We start from the raw sequence: 24237 nt of genomic DNA on the forward strand, positions 1-24237 counted from the left end.
CATGCGCTCGCGCGCATGCCCCCGCGCGAGCTTGTTCCCGCCGCGCCCGCCCGCGGCCCCCATGCGCTCGCGCGCATGCTCCCGCGCGAGCTCGTCCCCGCCGCGCCTGCGCGTATGCTTCCGCGCCGGCGTCCCCGCCCGCGGCGCTCGCGCGCCCCAAGCACCACGTATGCTCACGCGCCGGCGTCCCGCCGCGCCCGCCCGCGCCCCAAAGCGCCGGCGCGTATGCTCGCGCGCCGGCGTTCCCGCGTGGTTCTTCGCGGCGCCTGCGCGCCGGAACCATGCGCGCGCGACTTCGCCGCGAAGGAGCGAGACGGGGCGTCAGAGCGCGCGGCGGAGGGTCAGGCGCGAGCTTGTTCCCGCCGCGCCCGCCCGTGCCCCAAGCGCCGGCGCGTATGCTCCCGCGCGAGCTTGTTCCCGCCGCGCGCCCGCCCGTGCCCCAAGCGCCGGCGCGTATGCTCCCGCGGCGGCGCTTTCGCCGCTCGCGCGTGTCCCAGCCGCGTACGCTCCCGCGCGGGGCGCGCGGTTCTTCGCGGCGCCTGCGCGCCGGAACCAAGCACGCGCGCGACTTCGCCGCGAAGGAGCGAGACGGGGCGTCAGAGCGCGAGCTTGTTCCCGCCGCGCCCGCCCGCGCCCCAAAGCGCCGGCGCGCATGCTCCCGCGCGAGCTTGTTCCCGCCGCGCCCGCCCGCGCCCCAAGCGCCGGCGCGCATGCTCCCGCGCGAGCTTGTTCCCGCCGCGCCCGCCCGCGCCCCAAAGCGCCGGCGCGTATGCTCGCGCGCCGGCGTTCTCGCCGCCCGCGCGTGTCCCAAGGCGCCGCGTATGCTCGCGCGCCCGCGTGGTTCTTCGCCGCGCTCGCGCGCGGCCCAAGCGCGCCGCGCGTGGCCCAAGCGCGCCAGCGCGCCCAGCGCCGCGAAGGAGTCAGAGCGCGCGGCGGAGGGTCAGGGTGCCCTCTGGGGCGGTGGGGTCGACTGTGGCGCCGCGGCGGTCGGCGGCGCCGGTGCGGAGCATGCCGTCCTCGTATTGCAGCACGTAGGGCGCGCGTGCGCGGATGCGGGATGCCTCTGCGTCGCGGCCCCGCTCCGCCTCGCCGACGACGAAGACCGTGACCGCGTGTGTCTTCGTCGACGCGGTCGCCGGCGTCGTGCGTGGGCGGCAGAGGCGCGCGACCTCGGCGCTGCGGTCGGCGACGGCGCAACGATCGACCACGGCGCGATCGTCCCCCACCGGCGCCGCGCCGAGCGCGCGCGCTGCGCCCGCGCGCACGAGCTCGTGTGGATCGTCCGCGAGGAGCTTCCGCTCCGCGCGGCCGTCGCCGCAGCGCCGCTTCAGCGCGGCGAGGCCCGAGAGCGCGTTCGCGCGCACCGCGGCGCGGCCGTCGGCGAGACCGTTGCAGAGTGCACGTGTCGCTTCGTCGGCGCCGGCGCGGCGGCCGACGCGGCCGATCGCGGCCGCGGCGTTGGCGGCGGTGTCGGCGTCGCCGGCGCGGAGCAGCGTGTCGAGGAAGCCGATCGTGCTCGCGTCTCCGATCGCGCCGAGCGCCCAGGCCGCGTTCGCGCGGACGCCGGGATCGGGATCGGACGCGAGCGCGCGCGCGGTCGCGATCGCGCCCGGGTGCGCGGCCAGCATCGTCGCGATCGCGCGGCGATCGTCGACGTCGGTCGTCTTCGCCGCCGTCGCGAGCGCGCCGGCCATGCTCGGCAGGCGCGCGCGGCCCGCGGCCTCGATCACCGCGTCGCGCTCCGGCCCCGCCGCGACCCCCAGCTCCCGGAGGACACGGCGCGCCGCGTTCTCCTCCGGCACACGCTCGAGCACGCCGCCGAGCGCGGTGAAGAGCGCGTAGCGATCGAGCTCCTCTCCGCCGTCGAGCTTCGCGAGGAGGAGCTTCCGCGCCTTCGCGCCGCCGCTCGCCGCGATCGCGACCGCGGCGTGGAGGCGGACCGCGGGCTCGGTGTCGGCGAGGAGCGGCACGAGCGCGTCGTCGGCCTGCTCCTGCACGCTCGCGGCGCCGCCGAGCGCGCCGAGCGCGTCGATCGCGGCGAGCCGCAGCGTCTCGTCCTTCGCGCTCACGAGGCCGACGAGCTCGGTCGCGGCGCGCGGCGCGCCCGTGCGGCCGAGCAACGTCGCGACCGCGGCGCGCTCGCGCGGCGACGTGCGCGGGTTGTTGAGCGTCGCCGCGAGCGGCTCGACCGCGCGCCCGTCCGGTTTCGCCGGATCGAGCAGCGCCGTCGCCGCCTTCAGCGCCTCTTCGCGCGCCTGCGGGCTCGGATCGGAGACGTACTCGAGCACGACCGGCACCTCGGCCGCGGACCCGCACCCCGTGAGCGCGCGGAGCGCGGCCGCCGGCGGCAAGGTGCCCTTGCGGAGCGCGGCGACGATCGCGGGCGCGCTCGCCGTCGAGCGGAGCTCGCCGAGGACCCAGGCCGCCGACGTCGCCACCGCGGGCGTGATCGGACGATCGAGGAGCGCGGTGAGCTCCACCGCCGCGGGCTGCCCCGCCGACACGAGCGCGTCGCGCACCGGCGTGCGCTCGAGCCCCGCCGTCGCGTCCTCCTGCGTGCCGAGCGCCTGGATCAGCGCCTTCACCGCGTTCGGCGTGCCGATGCGGCCGAGCGCGACGAGCGCGGACTGCCGGACGCCGAGGTTGCGATCGAGCGCGAGCGGCGCGATCGCGAGCGCCGCCTCCGGCGCCCGGAGGCGGCCGAGCGCCGCGAGCGCCTCGATCCGCACCTCCGCGACGTTGTCGCGCAGCGCGAGCAAGAGCGCCTGCGTCGCGCGCCCGTCGCCGAGATCGCCGAGCGCGCGCACCACCGCCTGCCGCACGTCCGGCACCGAGTCCTGCACCTTGCCGACGAGCGGCACCACCGCGCGCGCGTCGCCGAGCCGCGCGAGCGCGCGCGCGACCTGCACCCGCACGTTCGGCGTCGGATCGTCGAGCTTGGCCGCGAGCGGCGCGATCGCCTCCGCCGATCCCGACGAGCCGAGCGCGTCGGCGCAGGCGAAGCGCACCTGCTGATCGGAGTCGCCGAGCGCGCGCGCGACCGGCTGCACCGCGCGCGGGTTCGGCATCGCGTGCGCGACCTCGCACGCCGCGACGCGGAGGCGCGTCTCGCGCTCGCCGAGCCACGTGATCGCGATGTCGGTCGCGCCCTGGACGCGGAGGCGGATCGCCGACTGCGCCGCGGCGAGGCGCACGTCGACGTCGCCGTCGTTCATTGCCTTCAGCACGAGCGGCGTCGCGCGCGCGCCGCCGAGGCTCGCGAGATCGCGCGCCGCGATCCGGCGCGTCGCGGGATCCGGCGACGAGAGCCCGCGCTCGACCCGCTCCGGAACGTCGGGCCAGACGAGCGCCTCCGCCGAGGCCGGCGCGAGCGACAGCGCGAAGAGGAGACCGAGGCAGAGCCGCGAGCGCACGGCGTCAGCTTATCACGCGTGACCCTCAGGCGTCGCCGAGGCCGGTGCTGGAGAGCGGGGGCGGCGGGCGCGAGCGGGTCTCGTCGGGATCGACCTCCTTCATCGCGAAGAACGTCTCGAAGACCGACTGGCCGACGTAGTTCAGGCGCTGCTGGAGGTTGTCGATGTACTCGTGGAGGCCGCGCCCGAGGATCTCGCGCGTGTCGGCGTACGAGAGCTCCGAGTTGAGGCGGCCGAGCTCGCGCTCCGCGCCGTTCGTCCAGGTGCCCATCTGCGCGCCGGTGATCGCGTGGAGCGAGCGCTCCGCCTTGCTCAGGCAATAGAAGACGGAGCGCGGGAACTTGCGATCGAGGAGGAGGTACTCGACGACCTTGTTCGGCGTGATGGTGTGGAACTTCTTCCGGAACATCTCGAACGCCGACGCCGAGCGGAGGAGCGCGCTCCAGTGGAGCGCGTCGAGCGTCGTCCCCACGTCGGACGGCTGCGGCAGGAGCAGGAAGTACTTCACGTCGAGGATGCGCGACGTCTTGTCCGCGCGCTCGAGCAGCCGCCCGAGGCGCCCGAAGTGCCACGCCTCGGTGTGGCTCATCGTGAGGTAGGTCGTGCCGACGAACTGATGCGACGCCTGCTTCACCTCGGTGAAGAAGTCGTGCGGCGTGTCGAGCGCCGCCTTCGTGCGCGCCGCCTCCGTGACCATGAGGTAGGCGTGATTGACCTGCTCCCACATCTCCGAGGAGATGATCTCGCGCACCGAGCGCGCGTTCTCGCGCGCGAGCTGGAGGCAGGAGACGATCGAGTTCGGGCTCTCGCGATCGAACGTCAGGAAGTCGAGGACGTTGTCGCGCGTCGCGTGACCCTCGCCGTACTTCTTCCGAAAGAGCTCGTTGTCCCCCGTCGTCGCGACGAGCGGCTCCCACTGCTCCCCCGCCTCCGGGAAATCGAGCGCGAGGTGGAGGTTCACGTCGACGAAGCGCGCGACGTTCTCCGCCCGCTCGACGTAGCGGTTCATCCAGTAGATCGCGTCCGCGACACGGCTCAGCATCTCAAGACCCCTGCGACTGCGATTGGCCGTTCGTCGCGACCGGCCCCGGCGGCGGCGAGAGCGAGTCGCCCTCGGCGAGCACCCACGTGTCCTTGCTCCCGCCGCCCTGCGACGAGTTCACGACGCACGAGCCCTTGCGGAGCGCGACGCGGGTGAGGCCGCCCGGGAGGACGAAGATGTCGTCGCCGTAGAGCACGTACGGACGGAGGTCGACGTGACGGCCTTCGATCGCGTCGTCGACGATGGTCGGCACGCGCGAGAGGCCGAGCATCGGCTGCGCGATGTAGTTGCGCGGGTTCTTCTGCACCTTCAGCTTGAAGTCTTCCTGCTCCGCCTTCGAGGCCTGCGGGCCGACGAGCATGCCGTAGCCGCCGGACTCGTTCGCCGCCTTCACGACGAGGTCGCCGATGTTCGCGACGACGTGCGCGAGGTCCTTCGGGTCTTCGCACATGTACGTCGGCACGTTCGGCAGGATCGCCTTTTCGCCGAGGTAGTACTCGATCATCTTCGGCACGTAGGCGTAGACGACCTTGTCGTCGGCGACGCCGTTGCCCGGCGCGTTCGCGAGCGCGACCTTGCCCGCGCGGTACACGTCGACGAGACCCGGCACCCCGAGGAGCGAGTCCGGGCGGAACGCCTTCGGATCGAGGAAGACGTCGTCGATGCGGCGGTAGATGACGTCGACGCGCTGGAACCCGCGCGTCGTGCGCATGTAGACGCGGTCGTCGCGCACCACGAGGTCGCGGCCCTCCACGAGCTCGACGCCCATCTGCTGCGCGAGGAAGGAGTGCTCGAAGTAGGCCGAGTTGTAGACTCCCGGCGTGAGGACGACGACGGTGGGCGAGCCGTTCGCGCCGACGTGCTGCAGCGTCTCGAGGAGCTTGGTCGGGTAGAGGTCGACCGGGCGGACGCGGAGCTGATCGAAGATCTGCGGGAACGTGCGCTTCATCACCTGCCGGTTCTCGAGCACGTACGAGACGCCGGACGGGCAGCGCAGGTTGTCCTCCAGCACGTAGAACTGCCCGTCGCGATCGCGGACGAGATCGGTGCCGACGACGTGACAGAAGATGTCCTTCGGCGGGCGGATGCCGTTGCAGGCCGGGAGGTAGCTCGAGGCGGAGAGGACGAGCGACTCGGGGACGATCCCGTCCTTGATGATCTTCCGCGCGCCGTAGATGTCGCCGATGAAGAGGTTCAGCGCGCGCACGCGCTGCTTGAGGCCGCGCTCGATCGTGCGCCAGTCGCTCGCGCCGATGACGCGCGGGATGATGTCGAACGGGAAGATCTTCTCCGTTCCGGCAGCATCGCCATAAACGTTGAAAGTGATCCCGCGCATGAGGAGCGCCCGCTCTGCGGCGATCTGGCGCTGGCGGAGCTCGACGGGGTCGAGGGCGCCGAGGCGCTGGGCGAGGAGGCTCGCGGAGGGGCGGGGAGTCTTCGGATCTTCGAACATCTCATCGAAGAATCCGCCGGTGTCGTACGCGTCGAAATGCACGTGATCGGAGCCTAAAGGAGCGAGGGTTTCGGCGACGTTTCAGCCGCCAAGCGTCCTACCAGGTCGGCGCGTGTCCTGAAATACTCACCGGCTCGGGCCGACTATCTTCATTGAGATTGTTGTCGAGAGTAGCTCCTCGATACAATTGCCGGTTGGAGAGAGGAACGTGGCCCAACTCGGCAAGTACCAGCTCGTCGCGGAGATCGCGCGCGGAGGCATGGGCATCGTGTACCTCGCGGTCGCCCGCGGGCCCGCGCGCTTCAACAAGCTCCTCGTCGTGAAGCAGCTCAAGCCGGAGCTCGTCGAGGACACGACCTTCCTCGAGATGTTCCTCGAGGAGGCGCGGCTCGCGGCGCGGCTCAGCCACCCCAACATCGTCCAGACCTACGAGATCGGCAACGACGACAACCGTCACTACATGGTCATGGACTACCTCGAGGGCGTCACCCTCGCGCGGGTCCTCAAGAAGAAGAAGGAGTCGTTCACGCTCGCGATGCACCTGCGCATCCTCTGTGAGGCGCTGCAGGGGCTGCACCACGCGCACACGCTGACCGACTTCGACAACACGCCGCTCGGGATCGTCCATCGCGACGCGACCCCGCAGAACCTCTTCGTGACGTTCGACGGGCAGGTGAAGGTCGTCGACTTCGGCATCGCGAAGGCGCTCGACTCGAGCCTCGAGACCAAGACCGGCGTGCTCAAGGGCAAGCCTTCGTACATGGCGCCCGAGCAGATCGCGGGCGACGTCGATCCGCGCTCGGACGTGTTCACGGCCGGCGTGATGATCTGGGAGGCGGTCGCCGGCCGCCGGATGTGGGCGCGGCAGAGCGACGTCGAGATCCTCACCCACATCATCAAGGGTGAGGTCCCGTCGCTCGCGACGGAGGTGCCGGACGCGCCCGCCGAGCTCGTCCGCATCGTCGAGAAGGCGCTCAAGAAGTCGCGCGACGAGCGCTACGAGAGCGCGGCCTCGCTCCAGGAGGACCTCGAGAAGTACCTCACCGCCAGCGGCATGAACGTCTCGCTCCGCGAGATCGGGAAGGTCGTCGCCGAGATCTTCGCGGGCGAGCGCGAGCAGATCCGGGGGACGATCGAGAAGCACCTCGCCTCCATCGCGGCGGGCAAGGAGGCGGAGCAGACGCGCCTCCCCAGCATTCGCCCGCCGGTGTCCGGCGAAGGCAACACTCCCGCGGGCCAGCACACGAGCGAGCCGTCGATCCCGAGCTCGCCGACGGGCGGCAAGACGCCGGCCGGTACGGAGCTGCCGTCGACGCCGGTCGCGGCGAGCGCGGCGCCGGCCGCGCCGGGAGGGCGAATGCGGACCTTCGTCGTGGCCGCGATCGTCGCCGTCGTCGCGATCGGCGGGACCGCGGTCGCGATGCGCTCGAAGGACCCCGGCCCGGTCGCGTCGCCGACCCCGCCGCCTCCCGCGCCGACGGAGGCGCCGGTCGTCGAGCGGAAGACCGCGCCGCAGCCGGCGGGGCCGACGACGCACGAGGTCGCGGTGAAGGCGCTCCCGAAGACGTCGGTCCTCTCGATCGACGGCGTCGAGGTCTCGAACCCGGTGACGCGACGCTGCGAGCACGGGCGCTCGTTCACCGTTCACGTCTCCGCCGGCGGGCACGTGAGCCAGGACCGCACGCTCTCGTGCGACAAGGATCAATCGGTCGAAATCGCGCTGACGTCCGCGCCGATCGGCTATGTACCGCCGAAGCCGAAGCCGGCGACGCCCTCCGCGCCCGTCGCCTCCGTCCCGGCCGCTCCGGAGCCGAAGGCGACCGACGTAGGTCCGCAAGGCGGCGCCAAGCCCAATCGACCCATCGACACCGCGAGCCCATACAAATGAACCGAACTGGACGGAGCGAAGCAAAGTGAACCTTCGTGTCGGGGCGGCCCTCGTGCTGGCCCTCTCTCTCGCGACGAGCGCCGCCGGCGCTCAGTCGGCAGCCGCTCCTACCGAAGAAGCGCAGAAGGAAGCGAACACCCACTTCCAGCGCGCGGTCACGCTCTACTCGGAGGCCGACTACCGCGGCGCGCTCGTGGAGTTCAAGCGCGCGTACGAGATCGCGCCGCACGTGCAGGTCCTCTACAACATCGGTCAGGCCTACTACCAGAACCAGAGCTACGCCGAGGCGCTCACGACGTTCGAGCGCTTCCTCGCGGAGGGCGGGCAGGGCCACAAAGAGGAGGTCGAGCGCGCGATCGTCGTGCTCAAGACGCGCGTCGGGAAGATCGACGTGTCGACGCCGACGCCCGGCTGGGACCTCACGCTCGACGACGAGCCGGTCGGCAAGACGCCGCTCGCGAAGCCGCTCGCGGTGAGCATCGGCAGGCGCAAGCTCGTCGCGACGAAGGCAGGGGAGGCTCCGCAGACGAAGTTCGTCGAGGTCTCGGCCGGCGAGACGAAGGCGGTGACGTTCGACGCAGGCCACGTCGCTCCGCCGCCCCCGCCGCCTCGCGCGAGCGCGCCGGAGCAGGAGGGGCCCGTCGTCCCGCACAAGCGGAGCCCGCTCTACACGGTGGGCTGGGTCACCGCCGGCGCGCTCGCGGCGGGCGCGGTCGTGACGGGCATCCTCGCCGTGTCGAGCGCGGACGACCTCGACCAGGCGCGCAACACGTTCCCCGGCAACGCGCGGGACATCGACTCGAAGGCGTCCACGACGACCGCGCTCTCGGTCACGACCGACGCCCTCGCCGCCTCGGCGATCATCGTCGGCGGCGTCACGCTCTACTTCACGCTCACGCGTCCGAAGAGCCCCAAGGCCGCCGGCACGACGGTCCGGGTCGGCGGTGGGCCCGGCAGCCTCATCCTCGGTGGTACGTTCTGATGCTCGTTCGGCGACTCCGTCTCGGCCTTGCCTTCCTCTTCTTCGGCACCGCGGCGTGCACCCTCATCCTCGATCGGAGCAGCGAGCAGTGCTCGAACAGCGGTGACTGCGCGACCTTCGGCCCGCGCGCGATGTGCGTGTCGAACGTGTGCGTCGCGCCGCCGGAGACCGACTCGGGCATCGATCGAGACGTGCCCGACACGAGCGAGCCGGAGGTCCCCGACGCGGGCGACGAGGACGCGGACGCGGACGCGGGCGAGACGTTCGGTCACCCCGGCTGCTTCCGCGGCACGCCGACGACGAACGAGGAGCTCCTCAACGCGTGCACGCGCGCGGCCTGCGTGCCGTTCGACAACTGCGCGCGGCTCGGCCTCTGCGACGGCGGGCTCCTCGGCGCGATCCCGCCGACCGGCACGCCGCCGCCCGCCGCCGTCACCCCCGACAGCGGGGCGACCCAGCTCTGCACCGATCTCGCGGCCGCGGCCGGCCTCCAGATCGTCTACGTGACGGGCTCCTCGAACTTCCCGCCCTTCCTCGCCATCTTCACGCCGGTGCTCGCGAAGTCCGGCTTCACCGTCGTCTGGCAGACGTCGAACTCGTGCGCCGGCGTCGACTCGCAGTTCAACACCTACGCGCCGGCGGCGCTCCAGACCACGAACAAGCAGAAGATGTTCGAGCGTCCGGGCCGCACGACGCTCTTCTACAACGCGAACGGCACCACCACGCCGTGCCTCATCGCGGACGAGGTCGTCCCGGATATCGGCGAATCCGATATTTACGCTCAAACGTGCACGGCGAACATCGGCTACGACGCGATCGCGGCGGGCGGGAGCAACGTCGGCGAGTACCTCGGCCCGACGCTCCCGATGTACTTCATCACGCCGAAGCGTTCGACGCAGACGGTGTTCAGCGCGGAGGCGGGGCAGGCGGTCTTCGGCCGCGGCGGCACGCCGGGCGCCGAGGCGGGTGTGGCCGAGCCGATGCCCTACGACGACCCGGCCCAGTTCTTCATCCGCGCCTCGAGCACGGCGACGAACCAGATCATCTCGCGAGGGATCCTCGTCGAGCCGACGCAGTGGTGGGGCGTCGACAAGAACACCGCCCAGACGATGGCGGCGCAGATGCTCCAGGTCCCGCAGAACCTGGCCGAGAAGACGATCGGGATCATCTCCGCCGACTTCGCCGACAGCGAGCGCGACAACATCAAGACGCTCGCCTTCCAGGCGCGGGGGCAGTCCTGCGGCTTCTGGCCGGACTCCACCGAGCGCACGTTCGACAAGCAGAACGTGCGCGACGGGCACTATCCGATGTGGGGGCCGCTCCACTTCTTCGCCAAGGTCCCGACCAACGCCGCCGCCGGCGCGTTCGTCTCCAAGTTCTCGGTGCCGCGCCTCGACGAGGAGCTCGTCGTCGGCATGGCGAACGGCCACGTCATCCCCGCCTGCGCGATGAAGGTCGCGCGCGACACCGAGATGGGACCGATCCGCGCGGCCGGCATCGCCGACCGGCCCTACAGCTGCGACTGCTTCTTCGACAAGACCGCGAACGGCGTCGTCGACGAGGCGGTCTGCAAGACGTGCACGACCGCGCTCGACTGCAAGGACCCCGCGCGGCCCGCGTGCAACTACGGGTACTGCGAAGAGCGCTGACCCGTCGTCACGAGAGGCCGCTGCGGCGGCGCGTGAACCAGTGGACGCCGAGGAGCGCGGCGGCGGCGAGCGTCCACGTCCACGGCGGCGCGAGCGGCACGACGTGGCGCTCCGCGCTGATGACGGCGGGCTTCGGGAGCGGGAGCGCGAGGTCCTCGTCCGCCCAGCGGAACGTGCCGCCGGAGGCGTTCGCGATCGCGCGGAGGCGATCGCCGTCGGGGCGCGAGTCGGCCCACTCGTCGCCGCCGGTCTCGCACGCGAAGTCGCGGCGGGTGGTCGGACCGGGGCCGAGCTTGAGGCGCGCGGTGTAGCCGCCGGCGGGGAGGGGCGGCAGCGTCGCGTCGATCGTCGCGCCGCTCGTGCTCTTCGGGACCTCGACCTTCGTCGTCGCGACGTCCTGCTGATCGAGGCGGCGGATCTCGATCGTCATCGGCTTGTCCTTCGCGCTGTCCGGCGCGCGCACGCGGAGCTTCGCCGGCTCGCCCGCGACGCAGGGCGAGGCGAGATCGAGCTGCCCCGGCTCGAACCGCGGGTCGCGCATGAGCCAGCCGAGCAAGCCGTCCCACATCGCGCCGTAGCCGCGGCCCGACGTGCGCGCCCCGAGCTGGGAGAACTCGAGCTGCCACGCGCCGTCGATGCCGAGCGCGATCGAGCGCCCGTCGCCCTGGTCGCCGATCGCGAGGATCGGCATCGGTTGTCCCGATTTTGTCGTTCGTCCCGGATGCGACCACAGCACGAGGCCGCCGGGCCGCACGTCGCCGAGGATGTTCGCGCCCGGCATCATCGGGAGCTCGTCGTCCACGACGTCGCGGAGCGGCGCGAGGAGGGGCGCGGTCTTGCCGTCCTCCGTCCACGCCGGCGTGACGTTCGCGACGTCGGCCGCGGTCGCGCCGCGATCGCTGTCGAGCGAGACGGGGAGCACCTCCGCGAGCGGCGTGCCGGCGTAGCCGCCCGCGACGAACGAGTTCTGCCCGCCGACCATGATGAGGCCGCCGCCCGTCTTCACGTAGCGCGCGAGCTGGGGGAGGTGCTTCTCGAGGCCGTACGGCTGCGCGTCGAAGTCCTGGAGCACGACCGCGTCGAAGGACGGGAGGTGCTCGGTGAAGAGCTCGTCGACGGGGAAGGGGATGAGGGAGAGGTCCTCCTGCCGCGCGTTCGGTGCGTCGCTCCCCGTGCGCAAGATGAAGAACGCGACGACGTCGACGGAGGCGTCGCTCTTCAGCCACTGCCGGAGCGCGCGCACGTCGTTGGTGGGGCGCCCCGCGACGTGGAGCACGCGCACCCGCTCGCGCGCGACGACGAAGGTGAGGAGGCGGCGATCGTTCTCCGGGATCGTGTCGCCCGACGGCGGCGTGATCGCGACCTCGATGATGCGCGCGCCGGCGCGCTCGAGCGTGACGGAGAGATCGACCGTGCCCTTGCCGTCCTTGAGGTGCGAGAGGCCGGTCGCGAGGAGCGCGGGCGGACCGTCCTCTCGCAGCTCACGCGCGGTGACGGTGAGCTCGTCGCAGGAGAGCCCTCCCGCGCAGCCGACCTCGACGCGGAGCGGGAGCGGCACGTGCGCGACGGCGGCGCCCGCGGCCGAGACGCGGCGCACGCTCGCGTCGGGCGGCGCGCTCCGCGTCGTGCCGACGGTGTGGATCGGGACCTTGAGCTCGCGGCCGAGCGCGGTGAGCGTCTCCTTCGACGCGTCCTCGCCCGGATCGTCGAGACGCCCGTCGGACACGACGATCACGGCCTGCGGTCGCTCCTCCGCCGACGCTCCGAGCGCGCGGAGCGCGGAGGTGAGGTCGCTCCGCGGGAGGGCCGCCGGCGGCGAGGCGCCCGAGAAACGCAAGGCGCCGTCCGCGGTGGCCGGCGCGATCGGCGCGGGCGCGCCGTCGCCGAAGCCGAGGGTGAGGAGGCGCGCGCTCTTCGACTCTTTCGCGAGCCGCTCGAGCACGCGCGCCTCGACGTCGCGGCGCGGGTCCTTTCCGTTCTGCGGGAGCGCCATCGATCGCGACTGATCGGCGAGGACGACGACCTTCGCGCCGATCACGCTCTCGCGCGCGGCGATGCGGACGGGGCGGAGCACCGCGAGGAGCAGCGCGGCGACGGCGAGCACGCCGGTCGCGACGATCGCGAGGCCGCCGCGCTCACGGCGCCGCAGCTCGTGCGCGACGAGCACGACGAGGCTCAGCACGACGAGCACGCACGCGGCGATCGCCGCCCACGGAGGGAGGTCGCCGTTGACCGCGAGGCGGGAGCTCAGCGCCGTGTCCACGCGCGTCCAGCGTCAGGGGATCAGCGCACCGGCGCGGCGGCGCATGAGGAAGGGGGCGTGGACCTGATCGTCTTTGTAGTTCGAGCAGAGCACGTACATCGCGACGTTCACGGCGAGGCGGATCGCGCGCTCGCGCTGGAGGTCGCCGCCGGGGACGACGGGGTTCTCCCACGCCCCGGTCGCGCCGCGCGCGAGCGCGCCGCCGAGATCGTGGGCCGAGAACACGACCTGGGTCTGACCGCCGCGGACGATCGCGTCGAGCGTCTTCGGCCCCGCGACGCGGCCCTCCGCGCGCTTGAGCAGGTAGTACGACTTGAAGAGGACGTGGTCGGCCGCGAGCGGGATCGGGCTCGTGTCGGGGAGGACGCGCGCGATCTCGGTGCGCGCGGTGCGCCCGAACGCGCTGGGCTTGGGCGACTCCGAGCTCGAGTCGTCCGCCACGCCGGCGTCGTCGACGAGGAGGACGCCGCCGAGCGCGAAGAACTTCCGGAGGCCCGCGATCTCGCCCGGGGTGAGGGGAGAGAGCGCCGTGTCGCCGCTCCACCAGAGGAAGGGAGCGTCGACGACGGCCGGATCGTCCGCGCGCACGTTGGTGGGCTTCAGACGCGCGGGCGCGCTCGTCCTTTGCACGAGCTCCCACGACCAGCGGGCGCCGGCCGAGGCGCGGGCCGGCCCCGTCGTCCCGCCGGCGAGGAGCCCGCGCGGATCGAACGCCCCCACGTCGCCGAAGGCCTTGGCCGGCCGCGGGAGGGCGGCGACGAGCACGACGACGGCGAGCGCAAAGGACAGGAGGGCCGCGCGTTTCATACGCCCGACACGTTACTCGCTCGGGCGAAGGACAGGTAGCCGGTGTCGGGACGAAATAGCTCGTCACAGTCGGCGCGTTCCCTTCGACGGAGCCCGTACAGAAGGAGCCCGCCCCCATGCCGTCACGTCGCCTCACGTCGATCTTCCTCCGCACCGCCGGCACCGCCCTCGTCGCCGGCATCCTCCTCCTCCCGCGCGCGCTCCAGGCCGAGGAGGTCTCCGACGAGGAGCGCCTCGGTGAATACGACGAGGACGGCGAGCGTTTCGGCTCGATCGTGGTGAAGGGGGAGCTCGTCGCGTCGTCGTCCGCGCCCGGCGGGTGGACCCTCCTCCGCACGTACGAGAACAAGGGCGAAGAGAAGGCCCGCGTCGTCGTCGAGGAGCGCGTGACCCGCACCGTGTCGGAGATGGGGACGCGCGTCTCGCCCGCGCCCGAGGCGGTGCTCGTCCGCACGCAGGTCCTCGAGCTCGCCGCGCACGAGAAGAAGTCGATCGGCACCTACCTCCCTGCCGGCCTCGCCGAGCAAGTCGGGGCGGGGCGCCGGCGCGAGGCCCTCCTCATCGCGCGGCTGGAGAACGGCGGGATGTGGACGCCGGGCGAGATCACGACCTCGTTCGCGGTCGACTATCTCCGTCCCCTCGCGAAGGGCGAGGTCGCCGCGCGTGCCCAGCGGCGCTTCAACGGGCCGGTCGCGCCGCCGGACGTGGGAGGCGGCGACGTCCCGCTCGACGACATCGCCGCGCGGCCGACCCCGCGCAAGCCCACCGTCCGCACCGTCTACGACACGCCGTGATCCAGAAGCTCGCCGGTCCCGTCCTCGGCTTCGCGCTCGTCCTCGGCGCGCTCGTCGGTCACGCGCACTTCGCGGCCGCGAACGTGGAGGCGCCGAAGCCGGTCGTGTCCGCAATCGTGAGCGACGACGCGAGCGCGCTGCGCGAGGTGCTCGTCCACTACGTGCCGGAGGAAGAGGACAGGGTCCGCGAGACGTATCGCGATTTCCTCGGCACGTTGCCTCCGTCGACGCGCGTCGTCGCGGTGCACTCGAAGGGCGCGCGCCCGCGCCTCGACGCGTTCCTCGCTTCGATCCGGCCCGACCTCGCCGCGCGCACGCGCGCGATCGAGGTGCCGGTGCGGCTCGGGATCTGGTCGAAGGATCGCGCGCTCGTGCTCGCGGACGAGGGGGCGACGACGACGACGTTCCTCGTTCCGCCGCGGCCGCGGGCGGGGGAGTCGGGGCGTCCGTTCGATTGGGACATCGTGCCTGCCGTCGCGGCGGCGGCGCCGGATCGCTTCGCGGTGCGAGAGCTCCCGATCGCGTTCGACGCCGGCGACTTCGCGATCGCGGGCAAGCGCATCCTCTACGACGCGAACCTCTACCATCGGAACCGCGGTCGCGGGTACCCGACACCGGTCGCGTTTCGCGAGACGATGAAGCGGCTCGTCGGCCGCGACGTCGTGATGCTCGGCACCGAGGACGGCGACGTCCCGCGGCACCACATGTCGATGTACATGGCGCCGCTCGACGGCGACGTCGTGCTCGTCGGCGATCCCGCGGCGGGCCGCGCGATCGTGGGGGCGGGCTTCATGCCCGGCGAGAAGAGCCTCGAGACGCACGAGCTCCTCCGCGCCGACGACTCCGCCGCGACGCAGGCGCGCTTCGATCGCGCGGCGTCCGACCTCGGGCGCGCGGGCTTCAAGGTCGTGCGCATCCCCACGGTCGCGTACGACGATCGGACGTACTTCGCGTACACGAACGGCGTCTACGAGACGCGCGACGGAAAGAAGACGGCGTGGGTCCCGCAGTTCGCGTCCGAGGCCGGCGACGACACGCTCACCGCCGATCTCGACGCGGCCGCGCGCGCCGTCTACGCCTCGCTCGGCTGGGAGGTGCGGCCCGTCGCGGTCCGGAAGCTGTACCCGAGCCACGGCACGATCGGGTGCGTGGTGAACGTCCTCGCGCGCGAGTGACGGCGTCGGCGTGTCGTCTAAGACTCCCCTTGAATGAGGCGTTCGAGTCTTGCCGCGCTACGAATCGTCTCTTCTGCACGGTCGCCGCGGAACACCGTCACCGATCTCCTGTTCGCTGCGGAGCACACCGAGCGCTGGGTCCGAAGGCCCGCTCGTCGGGCGACGGCGATGATCGCCGTGCTCTTCTGCTCCATCGTCTCGGTGTCGTTGAACGTGAACGTGTGATTCGGGCTTGGTTGACCGTTCGAGCGAATGTACGCCGTGATCGTCGTCTTGGCTCCGGCGGCGATGGCCCTCAGCTCCGCGCGCGTGAAGGACACCCGATGACAGTGAAACTGCCTGTTCACTTCGGCGTTCCTGAAGAAGTAGTCATCGATCCCGAGGGTCTCGATCATCATGCTGGACAGCGTGGACCACCCTTGCTCCGGGGGCTTCGCGAGGACCTCGGCTGGAACGCTGAGGAAGTGATAGTGGTGGAACCGACCTCGGCTCGACACGGCGCTCACGGCGTCCTCGGGCAGCGCGCCTCGGAGGAGGTCGTTGATGAAACAGTCGTTCGCCGAGAGGTCGTCCGTGCTCGACGGCATCTCGTCATCGGATTCGGATTCGCTCGCGCATCCCGTCGTCGTCAGCAGGTGAGGCGCCACGACTCCGGCCGTGATGAGCCAGAAGGTGCGTTTGAGGACGTCTCTCCGATGGATCGTGCGCATGCTCCATGTCTGGAGCACATTGTGTACCAGTGTGGGTGATCCGATTTGAGCCCTGCGCCGCCGCGCAATCTACGCACGTTCGCCCTCTCGAGCGCTCGAAGTCGGGAGCACGCCGATCCAGGCACCTTGCACCGCCCTGCCGTGTCTCTTCGGCCGGACACCGGTCTGTTGATCGGTGGAGCCGTCGAGCAGCTTCGTCATGCGGCTACGATGCTGACCATGACCGCCGCGCAGAGTCCGCGCCGTATCCCATACGACGAAGTTCGAGGCGTACAAGCAGCTCTCCTCGTTCGACGAATACGTCCTCGTCTCCCAGGAGGAGCACCGGATCGAGGTTCGGACACGCCTCGACGGCGTCTGGCGAACGCAGTCCGGCGGACCGGGCGAGACCGTGACCGTCCACGGCCATCCTATCCACGTCGACGCCGTGTACCGGTGACGGCGGACGGCGAAGCGCATTCTCAGTCGAAGTCGTCGACGCGCCAGACGCCGCCTTCGCGTTTCAGCTTCACGCTGTGGCCGCCGGGGACGGTGACGACGGCGCCGTCGCCGGCGATCTCGACGTGGAGCGTGTCCGGGCGCTCGAGGCCCTCCACGAGCGAGCGCAGGTCCTGCTCGATCGCGGCGCGCGTCGACGGCGTGAGGACGCGCATCAGGCCCGCGTAGCTGCGGCGCGCGAGGACGCGGCGGAGCTGATCGAGGGCCTGCTCCGGCGTGCGCGATCCGCCCGGGAGCGCGCCCGACGACGTGATCCAGAAGCGGCCCTCCTTCAGCTCGAGCTGCGCCTCCTCGCCGTCCTCGTAGCGGAGGCGGGCGATCGCCTCGACGCGCGCGTCCTTCGCCGTGATGCTCTTCGCCTGCTCCGCGAGCTCGCCGCGCTGCTCGGCGACGAGGCGCTTCACGTCGGCGCGCGATCGCGATTTCTGCGCGGACGTCGTCATCATCTCGTAGATCGCGTCGCCGTCGCCGCGCGCGGCCGCCTGGGCGTAGTCGTCGGCCGCGCTCTTCGGGTCGGGCACCGCGCTCCGCGAGCAGCCCGCGGCGAGGCACGCGAGAGCGAGGGCAGGGGCGAGCGAGCGCATGAGCGGCCCGGAGCCTACGTTATTTGGAACGTGCCGTCACCGGCGCTGCGACGGGCTCGCGGCTGTTCGACGGGCGGTTCGACGAGGGCGACGACGCGAGGACGACCTCGAGGTCGAAGACGTCGCGCAGGAGCTCGGACTTCGCGCGCACCGTCCACTCCTCCAGCTCGCGGTCCTCCTGGCCGGTGACGAACAGATTGAGCTTCCGCGCCTTCGCGTCGATGTCGGTCCGCACGCTCGCGACCTTGCCGAGGTGCTCGCGATCGAGCGCGTCGGCGATGCGCAGGATCGCGGCGAGCCCGCGCACCTTCGCGCGCGCGTCCTTGTCGAGATCGCGGAAGTTGGGGTGTGAGGGATCGGGCGGGCTCTTGCGGTGGTAGCGCGCGACGTTCGCGACGATCGCGCGCTCGTCGGGGGTGAGCCCCATGATGTCGGAGTGCTGGATCAGGTAGTAGCTGTGCTTGTGGTGGCCGTCGTAGCGGACGTAGTCGCCGACGTCGTGCAGCAGCGCGGCGGCGCGGAGGAGCAGCTTCTCGCGATCGCTGAAGCCGTGGTAAGCGGACATTTCGTCGAAGAGGGTCATCGCGAGCTGCGCGACGAGCTCGCCGTGGGCCTGGTCGAACCCGTAGCGCTTGCCGAGGCGGATGCAGCCGTCCACCACCGTGCGCGCCTCGGACTCCTTGTCCCAGCGGTTGAAGTACTTGTCGACGAGCTCCTCGAGGATGCCCTCCTTGAGGCCGACCCCGGGCGCGACGATCGCGGACGCGGAGAACACCTCGGCGACGCGGAGGAAGATCGAGGTCGCGGTGACGATCGTGTCGGCGCGGTCGGGCCGCAGGTTGAAGGTGTCCTTGCGCTGGTCCGGCGTCATCCCGAACAGCTTGCCGAGGAGCGTCTTCATCAGCCCGACGTCGACCGCGCGCGGGAAGCCCTCGTAGCCCGACTTCATCCCGCAGAGCTCGGCGAGCGTGTCGACGCTGCCGCCGGTGCCGACCACGATCTCGAACGGCATCTTCTTGAGGACGGGGATCGCCTCCGCGAGCGCGCGATCGACGCCCTCGAAGAGGAGGCGCTGGCGGTGCTTCTCGACGGTCCCGGTCTTCGAGCTCCGCAGGAACATCTCGAGGAGCCGCACGGTGCCGATCGGCAGCGACGTCGCCCAGCGGGTCGTGCCTTTGTCGAGGTACGTGAGCTCGGTCGACCCGCCGCCGACGTCGACGAGGAGCGCGCGGCGATCGGAGAGCCCCCCGCGCCGCGTGACGGCGAGCTGGATGAGGCGCGCCTCTTCGATCCCCTCGATGACCTCGAGCTCGATCCCGGCCTCGCGGCGCGCCCGCTCGACGAGCGTGCTCCCGTTCGAGGCCTCCCGTACCGCGCTCGTCGCGGTGGCGCGGTAGGCGTCGACCTTCGCGTCGTCCATCGATTGGCGGAACTCGCGGAGCGCCGAGCAGGCCTGGCCGATCGACGACATCGCGAGCTTGCCGGTGAGGAAGACCTCGCTCCCGAGCCGCACCGGCGCGCGGAGGCTCACGACCTCGCGCCACGCCATCCCGCTGTCGGGGAGGAGCGAGAGCTGCTCGCGTCCGGGCGCCCCCTGCGCCTCGACGATGCGTAGACGCAGGGCATTCGAGCCGAGGTCGAGCGCAGCAAAGCGCGGCATGGGCCACCTTTTAGCACTCGTCTGCAACCGGTCGCCGCGCTTTTCTTCTGCTACCAATGGAGCATGGCGCGGGCCGAGACCTACGACGGCGCGAAGCTCCGGTTCGTCGGGGCGTGCGCGGCGATCGCGGGCGGGCTCGCGATCGCCGGCTCGCTCGATCGCACGACCGGCGGCGTCATCGTGCTCTGCGGCTGGATCGCGGGCGTCGCGACGCTGCATCGGCTCGGCCGCGCCGGCTCCGACCGCACCTCCGATCGCGCGAAAAAGTCGGTCGCGCCGGCTCCCGAGGCCGAGGCCGAGCCCGAGCCGCCGCGGTCAGACGTTCGAGCGAAGGACGACGACGCCGACGTCGGCGCCTAGGCGCGGCGTGCGGGCGGCGGCCCAGCCGAAGTCGCGCTCTTCGATCTTGATGGCCTTCGACGCCGGGCTCTCCGCGGTGGCGGCGTGGAGGCCGGCCTCGGTCAGCGTCTTCTCGTTCACCGGCGGCACCTTCGGCGCGCCGGGCGCGGTCGCGCAGTAGACGCCGTCCTTGTCGAACATGCAGACGTAGAGGACGGGCATCTTCCCCTTGTCGCCGTTGCGCATGAGCTGGTCCTGGACCTCGCGCTGCGCCGTGACCTGCAGGTGGTACGCGAAGCGGCGGTAGGTCCAGCCCGTGACGAGGAGGCCGTACTTCGAGCCGTCCGCCTTCTTCACCGGCACGGCCGCGACCCAGTCTTTGTCGGGGCCGGCGGGGTGAGGTGTCGTGTCGGGGGGCGGGCCGTTCGTCGCCGCGAAGGCCGCGCTCTCCGTCGCCGGCTTGAGCCCCGGCCACGCGGCGACGAGGTCCTTGCCGTTCATCGTGTCGTGCTCGAAGTCGTTCCGGTACGCGACGCCTTTGTCGTCCGCGTAGGCGAAGAACGTGGACTTCGCGATGCCGAGGTCCGGCACCTGCTGGCGCATCTTGAGGAGCGCGCTCCGCACGGCGGGCAGGTTCGACTTCGGATCGCCCTCCTTGCCGAGCTCCTTCTCGAGGAGGGGGACGATCTTCTTCGCCCCCTCCGGCAGGCCGCGCTCGATCTCGGCGACGTCTTTGTCCGTCATCTCGACGAGCTTTTGGACGTCTTTCGCCGCGTCTTCGGCGCTCTTCTCACCCTGGGACTTGCAGGAGAAGAGCGCCAGCGCGATCGCGACCGTCCGAAGCTTCATCGAGACGGAGGATAGGACAGAACGCGGCGGCGTGGGTTCCCCTCACTCGTCGATGGTGGTCTCGAGCTCGCCCTCTTCGTCGCCGCCGCTCGCGGCGGGCGGGGGCGCGGCGAGGGACGCGAGGATCTCGGCGAGCGGGGTGTCCGAGACGTACGACGCGTAGTTCCAGGGGACGAGGCCGCCGTCGTGGATGCCGACGACCTTGAGCGTGACGTCGTCGATGACGGTCGCGCCGCTCGAGCCCGGGTCGGTGTCGCACTGATGGGAGAGCATGTTCGAGCCCCAGCCGCCGGTCGCGCCGGTCTTCACCACGCAGGTCTGCGACCACTCGAGCGGACGCGAGCGCGGGTGCGAGAAGATCGTGATCGCGGAGTCGAGCGCGGGGCGCGCGGCGTAGTCGACCTCGACCTGGACCGGCGGCGCGACGTCCACCTGGAAGATCGCGTAGTCGATGTCGCGGCTCTGCTGCGCGGCGTAGACGATGGTGCAGTTCGTCGTGAGGTACGCGGGCGAGTCGACGCGGTAGCCCCACGCGACGGTCTTGCCGGCGCAGGAGAAGTTGTTCTTGCGCGTCGACGGCGCGTTGAAGCAGTGACCGGCGCTGAGCACGACGCCGTTGCCGATGTGCGTCGCGGTGCAGCCCATCGAGATGCGCCCGAACGCGTCGATGAGGGGACGGTACTTCGCCGGGATGTTGGCGCCGTTCTCCTTGACGGGGACGAGGTCGTTGGTGCCGATGATCTTCGCCGACTCGACGACCTGCGTGGGCTCCTCGGTGACCTCCGCGCTGCAGCCCGCGACGGCGGTGAGGGAGAGGGCGAAGAGGGCGCTCAGCGACTTGGTCATCGTGTGCATGGCGCTGGACCTTACGGTGGTGGATCATCGCTTCACCCATCACGGAGCCGTCTCAAGACGTGCGCGATGCAGTTTGGTCGGTGATGTGCGCATGCGTGCCCACTCGCCCTCCAAAAACACGGCCAAAACACCGATAAAACGCGTGTAAGTGCAGGTTGCACAGCTGCGCTCGAACGCCTTCACATGCCCACGAAGTCGCGTGCGAAATGTTGGTGGAGCGTGATAGGAATGGTGTCGCGCGTGAAGCTCGACGCGAGCCGAAGTGGCGGAATGGTAGACGCAGCGGATTCAAAATCCGCCGCCGCAAGGCGTGAGGGTTCGAGTCCCTCCTTCGGTACGAAAAACGAGTAGCGTGAAGACGTGGCGATCACGCACCAGGTCTTCGTCGAGCCGAGCGCGATCGCGGTGGGGCTCCCCGAAGAGCAGCTCGTGCTCTGCATCGAGGTCTTCGGTCGCGCGGGCCTACGCGTGCATCGCGCCGATCCCGACGCCGCGTGCGAGCGCCTCACGAAGCTGCTCCCGCAGATCGTCGTCGTCGCGACGGAGCTCGACTTCAGCCTCCGCGAGATGATCGACGACCGCGCGGTCGCGGTCGGCGCCGTCACCGTCGCGCTCCCGGCAAGCGCGGACTTCGCGACGATCGAGGAGATGCTCGACACCGCCGTCGCCACGTCGCGCGAGCTACGCGGAAAGAAGCCACGCTCGGCATAGCAACGCCCCGGCGTCACCACGCGCGTCGTCGTCCCGCGCGCGGCGTCGTCACGCTGCGCTTGATGTCGCCCGCGCGGCGTCGTCCCGCTTCGCTTGATGTCGCCCGCGCGGCGTCCCACGCTCCCCCCTTTGGCATCGCCCCGCTTCGCTTGATGTCGCCCGCCTGGCGTCGCCACGCGCCGCTTATCAACGTCGCCACGCTTGGCGTCGCCTCGTCCGGCGGTGTCAGCCCGGCGTTGCCACGCTTGATGTCGTCCCGCTTCGCTTTATGGCGACGCGGACGTGCACCTCCGTCGCGGACTTCCCGTTGCCACGTTTGATGTCGTCACGCTTCGCTTCATGTCGCCACGCTTACGTCGTTTCGCGTCCACACGCGGTGTCGTCCCGCTCGGTGTCTCACGCGTGGAGTACCTGGCGCGACACGCGACTATATTCGAGGCCAAGCTTCGCGATGGCGTGGAACCGCATCGCGGTGTGCGGGTCGTCGCTTGGCGGCCGATCTTGCTCAGCTGCCGTCGCACGGGACGGCTCATTCGCGGTATCTTCTCCACGCGCGGAGCTCCTCGCTGGGTTTGCTTGGTCGCTACCCAAACCGAGGCTCCGCCCCACGTATTTCCATTCCGCCTACGACTCGTGATCGAGGATCACGCGCGGTGATCTAGAATGCGTCGCCGAAGTCGAGGCCGCCGTCTTTCGCGCCGGACGTGTCGGGGCATTCGTCGTTGCACTGGTTGCCGACGCAGATGCCGAACGTCTGCGCTGTGTCGGCGCCGGGCGAGTTCGCGCAGATGAGCAAGCAGCCGATGTCACCGCTCTCGCAGTCCTCGACGCACTTCTTGTTCGCCTTGCAGGCGGTCTCCTTCTCGCACGCGGCGTATTCTTCGCAGCACTTCGCCTTCACGCATTCATCGCATGCGGGTCTCGGATCGGAGGCGGGGAGGCTCGAGCATTCGACGCTCGCGCCGCTCGAGCTCGACGAGCTGGTCTTCGGCTTCCCGTTGTCGTCGTCGTCATCGTCGCCGCTGCTGCGGTTTCGCTTCGTGCTGCCGTTGCTCTCGTTCGACGAGCTGCAGCCCGCGACGATCGCGAAGAGGACGGACGCGGCGGTGAAGGCGGCGAAGAACGGCTTGAACAAGGGAGAACCTCCGACGTTCAGCGTGCCAGAACGGCGGGGGCGGTGCCAGCGCCCCGACATTCCCCGGCACGACCGAATTCCCCTCCAACGCGATTTCTTTTGCGGGTCGATCTTGAATTGCTCTATTGCTGCGTGAAATGAGCTCTCTCAAAAGCACCATCGAAGGCCTCGCCTCGCAGTTCGCAATGAGCGTCATCGGCGCTCTTCGCAGCGCCTCGCTCGCCGAGGTCATGGAGGTGACGAGCGGTGGCGCGCGTGCGGTCGCTCCGACGAGCTCGCGTGGTGCGAGCGCGCCGGCCCCCGCCGCCGCGCCCGCTCCCGCGCGACGAGGTCCGGGGCGTCCGAAGAAGGTCGCCGCCGCTGCCCCTGCCGCGTCGGCCCCGGCGGCTGCGCCGGCGAAGCGTCGCGGCGTCGTGGGTCGTCCTGGCCGTCTCGGTCGCCGGTCGATGGCGGACATCAGCAAGGTCATCGACGACATCGCGGCGCTCCTCCAGAAGCACCCGGGCGGTCTCCGCGCGGAGGAGATCCGCCGCGAGCTCGGCGTTCAGTCGAAGGAGCTCCCGCGTCCGCTCGCCGACGGCCTCGCCGCCGGTCGCTTCTCGAAGCAGGGCCAGAAGCGCGCGACGACGTACTTCCCGGGCGGCGCAAAGTCGGCCGGTGCCACCAAGCCCTCCGCGAAGCCGTCCGGCCGCGGCCTCCCGAAGAAGCGCGGCAAGTAACGCCCGCCCGCAATCCGCATCAGCAGAAAATAGGTCGCGCCGGCCTCCCGACGATGATCGGGTATCGAAGCCGCTGCGAGGAAGTGCAGCGTACTCGCGCGCCACCCATTGGCGAGCCCAGAGACTCCGCGCATCAGCGAGCCGCGCAATCCGCGCCGAGAAGGACCGTTCCTCGGCTGTGCGGCCGAGGGCCATCCCGTAATCCGCATCAGCGAGCTCCTCGGCTGTGCGGCCGAGGACCATCCGTAATCCCGATCAGCAACCATCGCGTGCCGCACCCCGCCGACCCGGTCCTCAACCCGCATGACGAGCCTTCGCTGCGCTCGAGTGGGCGAGGTCGTGCTCGCCCACGCAATCCGCATCAGCAAGCAACTCGCAATCCGAAATTGGGCAAGCAGGGCGGATGCTCATTGGCGAGCAGCAGAGATGCCCCATAACGCATTTGCGAGCGGAGGTGCAGAGAGTGCTCAACCGCCGAACCGATGCGCGCGCAAGCATCAGATTGCTCGTGGGTGCTCTCGCCCGCGCGCGACCTGGCAGGGAGGGGATGGTGCGCGGCGTCATGCAAGTCCGCATCAGCAGCCGTCCTCGCGCGCCACACGCTCCCGCCGCCCCACCCGCTTCCGCGACCGGCGAGCCGTGGAGGATGCGTGCTCTTCACGCGCCGTCACGGCATGACTGCGGACGGTGATGGCGTCGGCGGGTCGTGGA

At 71.0% G+C, this 24237-nt stretch carries 19 protein-coding genes and 1 tRNA gene; 9 read left to right on the top strand and 11 right to left on the bottom strand.

From position 1 onward, the window contains the following. Window positions 1-920: 920 nt before the first annotated feature. Genes KF837_43805 through KF837_43815 form a run of 3 tightly spaced genes read right to left on the bottom strand, consistent with a single transcriptional unit; the run spans window position 921 to window position 5908 of the window. Window positions 921-3413, bottom strand: a complete 2493-nt coding sequence (locus KF837_43805) for a HEAT repeat domain-containing protein (GenBank protein ID MBX3234299.1) — start codon at window positions 3411-3413, stop codon at window positions 921-923. Window positions 3414-3438: 25 nt separating this feature from the next. Continuing rightward, window positions 3439-4455 (bottom strand): alpha-E domain-containing protein, encoded by a 1017-nt coding sequence (locus KF837_43810; protein MBX3234300.1) that lies wholly within the window; start codon window positions 4453-4455, stop codon window positions 3439-3441. Window position 4456: 1 nt separating this feature from the next. Further along, window positions 4457-5908 (bottom strand): circularly permuted type 2 ATP-grasp protein, encoded by a 1452-nt coding sequence (locus KF837_43815; GenBank protein MBX3234301.1) that lies wholly within the window; start codon window positions 5906-5908, stop codon window positions 4457-4459. 208 nt (window positions 5909-6116) lie between these two features. Between KF837_43815 and KF837_43820 the strand changes: the two genes are divergently transcribed. Genes KF837_43820 through KF837_43830 form a run of 3 tightly spaced genes read left to right on the top strand, consistent with a single transcriptional unit; the run spans window position 6117 to window position 10427 of the window. Then, window positions 6117-7796, top strand: a complete 1680-nt coding sequence (locus KF837_43820; GenBank protein ID MBX3234302.1) for a serine/threonine protein kinase — start codon at window positions 6117-6119, stop codon at window positions 7794-7796. Between the two features lie 25 nt (window positions 7797-7821). After that, complete coding sequence (locus tag KF837_43825; GenBank protein MBX3234303.1) at window positions 7822-8778, top strand: hypothetical protein; 957 nt, start codon at window positions 7822-7824, stop codon at window positions 8776-8778. Then, window positions 8778-10427 (top strand): hypothetical protein, encoded by a 1650-nt coding sequence (locus KF837_43830; protein ID MBX3234304.1) that lies wholly within the window; start codon window positions 8778-8780, stop codon window positions 10425-10427. The genes KF837_43825 and KF837_43830 overlap by 1 nt, the downstream gene beginning before the upstream one ends. 7 nt (window positions 10428-10434) lie before the next feature. Here the strand turns inward: KF837_43830 and KF837_43835 are convergent, their stop codons facing one another. Both KF837_43835 and KF837_43840 read right to left on the bottom strand, forming a co-directional pair. Further along, entirely contained in the window at window positions 10435-12690 is a 2256-nt protein-coding gene (locus tag KF837_43835) for a hypothetical protein (GenBank protein ID MBX3234305.1), read from the bottom strand. Window positions 12691-12702: 12 nt separating this feature from the next. Beyond that, window positions 12703-13497 (bottom strand): DUF4159 domain-containing protein, encoded by a 795-nt coding sequence (locus KF837_43840; GenBank protein ID MBX3234306.1) that lies wholly within the window; start codon window positions 13495-13497, stop codon window positions 12703-12705. Window positions 13498-13613: 116 nt separating this feature from the next. Between KF837_43840 and KF837_43845 the strand changes: the two genes are divergently transcribed. Both KF837_43845 and KF837_43850 read left to right on the top strand, forming a co-directional pair. Beyond that, window positions 13614-14291, top strand: a complete 678-nt coding sequence (locus tag KF837_43845; protein ID MBX3234307.1) for a hypothetical protein — start codon at window positions 13614-13616, stop codon at window positions 14289-14291. Next, on the top strand, window positions 14288-15466 hold the full coding sequence (locus KF837_43850) for a hypothetical protein (GenBank protein ID MBX3234308.1): 1179 nt from the start codon (window positions 14288-14290) through the stop codon (window positions 15464-15466). Before KF837_43845 ends, KF837_43850 begins: the two co-directional genes overlap by 4 nt. Before the next feature lie 17 nt (window positions 15467-15483). On the opposite strand, the gene KF837_43855 is transcribed toward KF837_43850, so the two are convergent. The 3 genes from KF837_43855 to KF837_43865 all read right to left on the bottom strand — a co-directional run bounded on the left by KF837_43855 (window position 15484) and on the right by KF837_43865 (window position 18918). Beyond that, the gene (locus tag KF837_43855; GenBank protein ID MBX3234309.1) at window positions 15484-16176 is read right to left on the bottom strand and encodes a hypothetical protein; all 693 of its coding nucleotides are present in this window, start codon (window positions 16174-16176) and stop codon (window positions 15484-15486) included. A 461-nt stretch (window positions 16177-16637) separates the two neighbouring features. Beyond that, window positions 16638-17258 (bottom strand): hypothetical protein, encoded by a 621-nt coding sequence (locus KF837_43860; protein ID MBX3234310.1) that lies wholly within the window; start codon window positions 17256-17258, stop codon window positions 16638-16640. 19 nt (window positions 17259-17277) lie between these two features. Beyond that, window positions 17278-18918 (bottom strand): Ppx/GppA family phosphatase, encoded by a 1641-nt coding sequence (locus KF837_43865; GenBank protein MBX3234311.1) that lies wholly within the window; start codon window positions 18916-18918, stop codon window positions 17278-17280. A gap of 63 nt (window positions 18919-18981) precedes the next feature. On the opposite strand from KF837_43865, the gene KF837_43870 reads away from it, so the two are divergent. After that, entirely contained in the window at window positions 18982-19278 is a 297-nt protein-coding gene (locus tag KF837_43870) for a hypothetical protein (protein MBX3234312.1), read from the top strand. Here the strand turns inward: KF837_43870 and KF837_43875 are convergent. Together KF837_43875 and KF837_43880 are read right to left on the bottom strand one after the other, a co-directional pair. Beyond that, the gene (locus tag KF837_43875) at window positions 19234-20106 is read right to left on the bottom strand and encodes a hypothetical protein (protein MBX3234313.1); all 873 of its coding nucleotides are present in this window, start codon (window positions 20104-20106) and stop codon (window positions 19234-19236) included. The two genes, KF837_43870 and KF837_43875, sit on opposite strands and share 45 nt — an antisense overlap. Window positions 20107-20148: 42 nt before the next feature. After that, on the bottom strand, window positions 20149-20961 hold the full coding sequence (locus tag KF837_43880) for a trypsin-like peptidase domain-containing protein (GenBank protein MBX3234314.1): 813 nt from the start codon (window positions 20959-20961) through the stop codon (window positions 20149-20151). Window positions 20962-21217: 256 nt separating this feature from the next. Here KF837_43880 and KF837_43885 point away from each other — a divergent pair. Both KF837_43885 and KF837_43890 read left to right on the top strand, forming a co-directional pair. After that, window positions 21218-21298, top strand: a tRNA-Leu gene (locus KF837_43885). A gap of 23 nt (window positions 21299-21321) precedes the next feature. Further along, window positions 21322-21672, top strand: coding sequence for a hypothetical protein (locus tag KF837_43890; GenBank protein MBX3234315.1), 351 nt, complete (start codon window positions 21322-21324; stop codon window positions 21670-21672). 658 nt (window positions 21673-22330) lie between these two features. Here the strand turns inward: KF837_43890 and KF837_43895 are convergent. Further along, the gene (locus KF837_43895) at window positions 22331-22807 is read right to left on the bottom strand and encodes a hypothetical protein (protein ID MBX3234316.1); all 477 of its coding nucleotides are present in this window, start codon (window positions 22805-22807) and stop codon (window positions 22331-22333) included. Between the two features lie 137 nt (window positions 22808-22944). Between KF837_43895 and KF837_43900 the strand changes: the two genes are divergently transcribed. Further along, window positions 22945-23526: a hypothetical protein gene (locus KF837_43900; GenBank protein ID MBX3234317.1), complete on the top strand. Its 582-nt coding sequence runs from the start codon at window positions 22945-22947 to the stop codon at window positions 23524-23526. The last annotated feature ends 711 nt before the right edge of the window (window positions 23527-24237 follow it).

It is taken from the genome of Labilithrix sp. (assembly GCA_019637155.1).
In the GTDB taxonomy this organism is placed as follows: Bacteria; Myxococcota_A; Polyangia; order Polyangiales; family Polyangiaceae; genus Labilithrix.

Excerpts from the sequence above, each read along its gene's own strand:
- KF837_43860 (MBX3234310.1), bottom strand. The coding sequence starts at position 17,258 with ATGCGCTCGCTCGCCCCTGCCCTCGCTCTCGCGTGCCTCGCCGCGGGC.
- KF837_43855 (MBX3234309.1), bottom strand. The coding sequence starts at position 16,176 with ATGCGCACGATCCATCGGAGAGACGTCCTCAAACGCACCTTCTGGCTC.
- KF837_43900 (MBX3234317.1), top strand. The coding sequence starts at position 22,945 with ATGAGCTCTCTCAAAAGCACCATCGAAGGCCTCGCCTCGCAGTTCGCA.
- KF837_43840 (MBX3234306.1), bottom strand. The coding sequence starts at position 13,497 with ATGAAACGCGCGGCCCTCCTGTCCTTTGCGCTCGCCGTCGTCGTGCTC.
- KF837_43830 (MBX3234304.1), top strand. The coding sequence starts at position 8,778 with ATGCTCGTTCGGCGACTCCGTCTCGGCCTTGCCTTCCTCTTCTTCGGC.
- KF837_43875 (MBX3234313.1), bottom strand. The coding sequence starts at position 20,106 with ATGAAGCTTCGGACGGTCGCGATCGCGCTGGCGCTCTTCTCCTGCAAG.
- KF837_43815 (MBX3234301.1), bottom strand. The coding sequence starts at position 5,908 with ATGTTCGAAGATCCGAAGACTCCCCGCCCCTCCGCGAGCCTCCTCGCC.
- KF837_43845 (MBX3234307.1), top strand. The coding sequence starts at position 13,614 with ATGCCGTCACGTCGCCTCACGTCGATCTTCCTCCGCACCGCCGGCACC.
- KF837_43870 (MBX3234312.1), top strand. The coding sequence starts at position 18,982 with ATGGCGCGGGCCGAGACCTACGACGGCGCGAAGCTCCGGTTCGTCGGG.
- KF837_43865 (MBX3234311.1), bottom strand. The coding sequence starts at position 18,918 with ATGCCGCGCTTTGCTGCGCTCGACCTCGGCTCGAATGCCCTGCGTCTA.
- KF837_43810 (MBX3234300.1), bottom strand. The coding sequence starts at position 4,455 with ATGCTGAGCCGTGTCGCGGACGCGATCTACTGGATGAACCGCTACGTC.
- KF837_43880 (MBX3234314.1), bottom strand. The coding sequence starts at position 20,961 with ATGCACACGATGACCAAGTCGCTGAGCGCCCTCTTCGCCCTCTCCCTC.